This is a genomic window from Arthrobacter sp. JCM 19049 (assembly GCF_001310435.1).
This window is the reverse complement of sequence record NZ_BAXF01000177.1, coordinates 1-4,227: the sequence shown is the minus strand read 5'-3', so window position 1 is coordinate 4,227 and position 4,227 is coordinate 1. Positions and strand designations below refer to the sequence as shown.

Annotated in this window: 4 protein-coding genes and 2 pseudogenes; 5 read left to right on the top strand and 1 reads right to left on the bottom strand. The window is 65.4% G+C overall.

The window, feature by feature from the left end; genetic code table 11:
• Nucleotides 1-194: pseudogene (locus JCM19049_RS08935) on the bottom strand (hypothetical protein); the annotation flags it as partial.
• Nucleotides 195-349: 155 nt separating this feature from the next.
• On the opposite strand from JCM19049_RS08935, the pseudogene JCM19049_RS08930 reads away from it, so the two are divergent.
• From JCM19049_RS08930 to JCM19049_RS08915, 5 genes and pseudogenes are all read left to right on the top strand, one after another.
• Nucleotides 350-1,772, top strand: a pseudogene (locus tag JCM19049_RS08930) (phosphomannomutase/phosphoglucomutase).
• A 45-nt stretch (nucleotides 1,773-1,817) separates the two neighbouring features.
• Complete coding sequence (locus JCM19049_RS08925; RefSeq protein WP_279402807.1) at nucleotides 1,818-2,324, top strand: hypothetical protein; 507 nt, start codon at nucleotides 1,818-1,820, stop codon at nucleotides 2,322-2,324.
• Between the two features lie 13 nt (nucleotides 2,325-2,337).
• Nucleotides 2,338-2,505 (top strand): hypothetical protein, encoded by a 168-nt coding sequence (locus JCM19049_RS19675; protein WP_279402806.1) that lies wholly within the window; start codon nucleotides 2,338-2,340, stop codon nucleotides 2,503-2,505.
• Nucleotides 2,502-2,795, top strand: a complete 294-nt coding sequence (locus JCM19049_RS19670; protein ID WP_279402805.1) for an Rrf2 family transcriptional regulator — start codon at nucleotides 2,502-2,504, stop codon at nucleotides 2,793-2,795. Before JCM19049_RS19675 ends, JCM19049_RS19670 begins: the two co-directional genes overlap by 4 nt.
• 106 nt (nucleotides 2,796-2,901) lie before the next feature.
• Nucleotides 2,902-4,080: a globin domain-containing protein gene (locus tag JCM19049_RS08915; protein WP_054821411.1), complete on the top strand. Its 1,179-nt coding sequence runs from the start codon at nucleotides 2,902-2,904 to the stop codon at nucleotides 4,078-4,080.
• Nucleotides 4,081-4,227 lie beyond the last annotated feature (147 nt).

The window sequence follows — 4,227 nt, the reverse complement described above, 5'->3', positions numbered from 1 at the left end:
GCAGGAGGAAACGAAGTAGACCGCCGACTTGCCCCAGCCGGTGCGCTGCACCACCAGGCGCGGCGCTGCTGGGCAACCAGGGCGGAGATCGCCTCGAACTGTCCAGGATGGAACTCGGCCTGCGGGTGCTGGACCAGCGCCCGCAGCTTCTCCAGTGCCAGTTCCTTTAATTCGGTCTGCTGTAGCTGCGCCATGCCCCCAGTATTCCAGCAGCCTCCGACCTTTTGCGCTTCTGCCCGGGCACCGGCGTGCGCACGATCCTGCCCACGGCGAAACTGTTAGCGAACTCCTATGCCCGTACCGCCCCAGGACAGGGCATTGGGCCCGGCATCCCGGTAGTGTGAGGTGCGTGAGTGTAGAGATTGATCTTAAGCAGTGCTTCAAGGCGTACGACGTGCGCGGCGTGGTGGGACAGACCATCAACGAGGAAGCCGTCGAAGCCATTGGCGCAGCGTTCGTCGATGTTTTGGGACTAGGCGGACGCGAGGTCCTGGTGGGCGGGGACATGCGTCCTTCCAGCGCAGACTTTTGCCAGGCCTTCGCCCGCGGGGCAACCTACCGCGGGGCCAACGTGAAGATGCTCGGCTTGATCTCCACCGACGAGCTGTACTTCGCCGCCGGCAAGCACAACGCCGCCGGGGTGGTCTTCACCGCCAGCCACAACCCGGCCCAGTACAACGGCATCAAGATGTCCAAGGCCGGGGCCGTGCCGATCTCCTCCGAGACCGGGCTGTATGACATCCGTGACGTGGCCCAGAGGTACCTCGATGAGGCCTGCCGGTCTCCGGGGACGCCCCCCAGGGCACGATCAGCGAACTGGACGTGCTGGGCGACTACGCCGCCTACCTGCGTGAGCTGGTGGACCTGTCCCAGATCCGCCCGCTGAAGATCGTGGTGGATGCCGGCAACGGGATGGCCGGGATGACCACCCCGGCCGTGCTGGGAGATGCGGTGCTGCCCGGCCTGCCGCTGGAAATCATTGACCTGTACTTTGAGCTGGACGGCACCTTCCCGAACCATCCGGCCAACCCGCTGGAGCCGGAGAACCTGAGGGACCTGCAGGCCGCGGTGCTCCAGCACGGTGCGGACATGGGCTTGGCCTTCGACGGGGATGCGGACCGCTGCTTCGTCATTGACGAAAAGGGCGAACCGCTCTCCCCCTCGGCCATCACCGCGCTGGTGGCGGTGCGTGAAATCGCCCGCGTCCAAAAGGACGGGGAACCGACCCCGACCATCATCCACAACCTGATCACCTCCAAGGCGGTCCCGGAGTTCGTGACCCGGGCCGGGGGCAAGCCGGTGATGACCCGGGTGGGCCACTCCTTCATCAAGGCCGAGATGGCCCGCCAGGGCGCGGTCTTCGGTGGCGAGCACTCGGCGCACTACTACTTCCGGGACTTCTTCAACGCCGACACCGGGATGCTGGCGGCCATGCACGTATTGGCGGCCCTGGGTTCCCAGCCGCTACCATTGTCAGAATTCGGCGCGGAATACGAGCCTACACCGCCACCGGGGAGATCAACTCCGAGGTGGAGGATAAGCAGGGGGCCGTGGACCGGGTGCTGGAGCATTTCGCCGGCCAGCCGGTGGTGGTGCAGCGCCTTGATGGAACCACCATCAGCGCGCAGGATGGTAGCTGGTGGATCAACCTGCGTCCCTCCAACACCGAACCGTACCTGCGGTTCAACGGCGAGGGGGCGCAGGCCTCGGTGATCACCCCCATCCGGGACACCGTGCTGGGCATTGTGCGGGAAAACGCCAAAACGAAGTAACCGACCGAAACGAAGCAAGCGGACGAGGAAATAGAGGACGAGACCATGAATTTTGACGAACTCGATGACTCGGTCAAGGAAGCCCTGAACAAGGTGCTGGGTACGGCGTTGGGTGTTGCTCGCGAGCAACTGGAGGAGCAGGGCGTCTTCCTGCCCTTCGCGATCGGCCTGGAACCGCAGAGCGGGGCAGAGGAGCCGGAGCTGCGTCTGCTGGCGGTGCCGCCGACCGAGAACCCCGATGACCCGGAAGCCGATATCGACACCGAGGCCATGGCCGCGGACCTGGTCCAGGTGCTGAACCAGGAGGGCGCGAACTTCGCGGCCGTGGCCATCACCTCCGATGTGCTGCTGGCCGAGGACAACCGCGACGCGATCCATGTGGTGGCCGAGCACAAGGCCGGCGCCGCGCTGGCAATTGTCCAGCCCTACACCATGCCCGATGAGCCGGCGGCACCTGGCACTTCGAGGACCCGGTGGCCGAACCGGCGGACATGTCGCTGTTCGCCCCGGACGCCAGTAGCCACCGGCCCCCGCCCAGCAACCCGGACCTAGTGATGGATCAGCAATGAGACTCAGCGCCTATACCGACGTGTGCCTGCGCACCTTGATGGTGCTTGGCGCGCACGGTGTCGGCCAGCTGACCACCCGGCAGATCGCCGAACTGATCCACGTGCCGTACAACCACGTCACCAAGGCCGTGGCCGAGCTGGGCGGCTCGGGGCTCTGGAGGTGACCCGAGGCCGGCACGGCGGGGCCAGCATCACCGAACAGGGTCTGCAGATGAATCTGGGCTCCTTGCTGCGCACCCTGGACTGGCGTGAAGATGTGGTGGACTGCACAACCCACGACGCCGCCCATGACTGCCCGATGATCGGCGGATGCCGGCTGCGCGGCGCGTTGCGCCAAGCCAGAGACGCTTTCTACGCTTCTTTGGACAACCTGACGGTGGCCGATGTGGTCTCCGCTTCCCCGGCGCTTACGCGCCTTCCCTTCCCCCAAATCCGTCCCAGCGGCACCCGTTAGCCGGCTGCCGGGCGTCACGGACTTGCCAATCAGTTCTACGTCGCGTAGAACTTAAGATGTAAATCTTGCATATGGGATGCAAGATAAACCGCCACAAGGAGACCCGATGCTTTCCACTCAATCCCGCCCGGTCATCGAAGCCACCCTGCCGATCATCGCCGAGCGGATTTCCAGCATCACCCCGAACTTCTACAACCGCATGTTTGCCGCGCGTCCGGACCTGCTGGATGGATACTTCTCCCGCTCGAACCAGAAGAACGGCAAGCAGCAGCAGGCGCTGGCCGGTTCCATCGCGGTCTTCGCCTCGCACCTGCTGAACAACCCCGACACCCTGCCCGAGACCATGCTGGCGCGCATCGCCCACAAGCACGCCTCGCTGGGCATCGTCGAGGAACAGTACCCGATCGTTTACGAACACCTGTTCGCCGCCATCGCCGAGAACCTCGGAGACGCCCTGACCCCGGAGATCGCGGACGCCTGGTCCGAGGTCTACTGGCTGATGGCCCACGCGCTGATCAAGATCGAGAAGGGCCTGTACGCCAAGCAGGTCAACGACCACTACTACAGCCTGTGGACCCTGACCGGGCGGGAGGAAACCGCGCCGGGCTCGGTGACCTTCACCTTTGAGCCGGCCGATGACACCCCGGTCACCCCCGCCGAGCCGGGCCAGTTCATTTCGCTGCGCATGCCGATGGCCGACGGCGTCCGCCAGGTCCGCCAGTACACCCTCTCCGGCAATGTCGCCGACACCTCCCGGCGCACCGTGACCGTGAAGCTGGATCCGAACGGTGAGTTCACCCCGATCCTGCACACCCAGCTGAAGGTTGGGGACACCATTGAAATTTCCAACCCCTACGGCGACCTGGTCATCGACCACTCCGGTGAGCCGCTGGTGATCGCCACCGCCGGCATTGGCTGCACCCCGAGCGCCGCCGCCCTGGCCACCCTGGCCGAGAGCAACTCACAGCGTTCGATCACCGTGCTGCACGCCGATCAGGAAGCCGACACCTGGGCCCTGCGCGCCCAGATGGTCGAATCCGTGGAGAAGCTGCCCAACGCGACCCTGACCACCTGGTTCGAGCGCGGCGAGCTGCCCACCGATGTGAAGAGCACCGCCGGTCTGATGAACCTGAACAATGCCGAGTTCGACCCGAATTCCCACGTCTACCTGTGCGGTCCACTGCCGTTCATGCACGCAGTGCGTGGACAGGCACTGGCTGCAGGCATTCCGGCCGAGCGCATCCACTATGAGGTCTTCGGACCGGATGTGTGGCTGGCCGTCTAGCCACAACACCGCACTCTGGCAGTCCAACGGATCATGGGGGTCCGCTGAGCCGCACGGGTACCAGGCGCGTCCGCGACAGCGGGCGCGCCTTTTCCCTTGTCCCCCCCGGCCCAGGCCACCGGGCCGGGACCCGGATCCCTACTTGCC

Coding starts and splice junctions, on each gene's coding strand:
- JCM19049_RS08915 (WP_054821411.1), top strand. CDS start 2,902: ATGCTTTCCACTCAATCCCGCCCGGTCATCGAAGCCACCCTGCCGATC.
- JCM19049_RS08925 (WP_279402807.1), top strand. CDS start 1,818: ATGAATTTTGACGAACTCGATGACTCGGTCAAGGAAGCCCTGAACAAG.
- JCM19049_RS19675 (WP_279402806.1), top strand. CDS start 2,338: ATGAGACTCAGCGCCTATACCGACGTGTGCCTGCGCACCTTGATGGTG.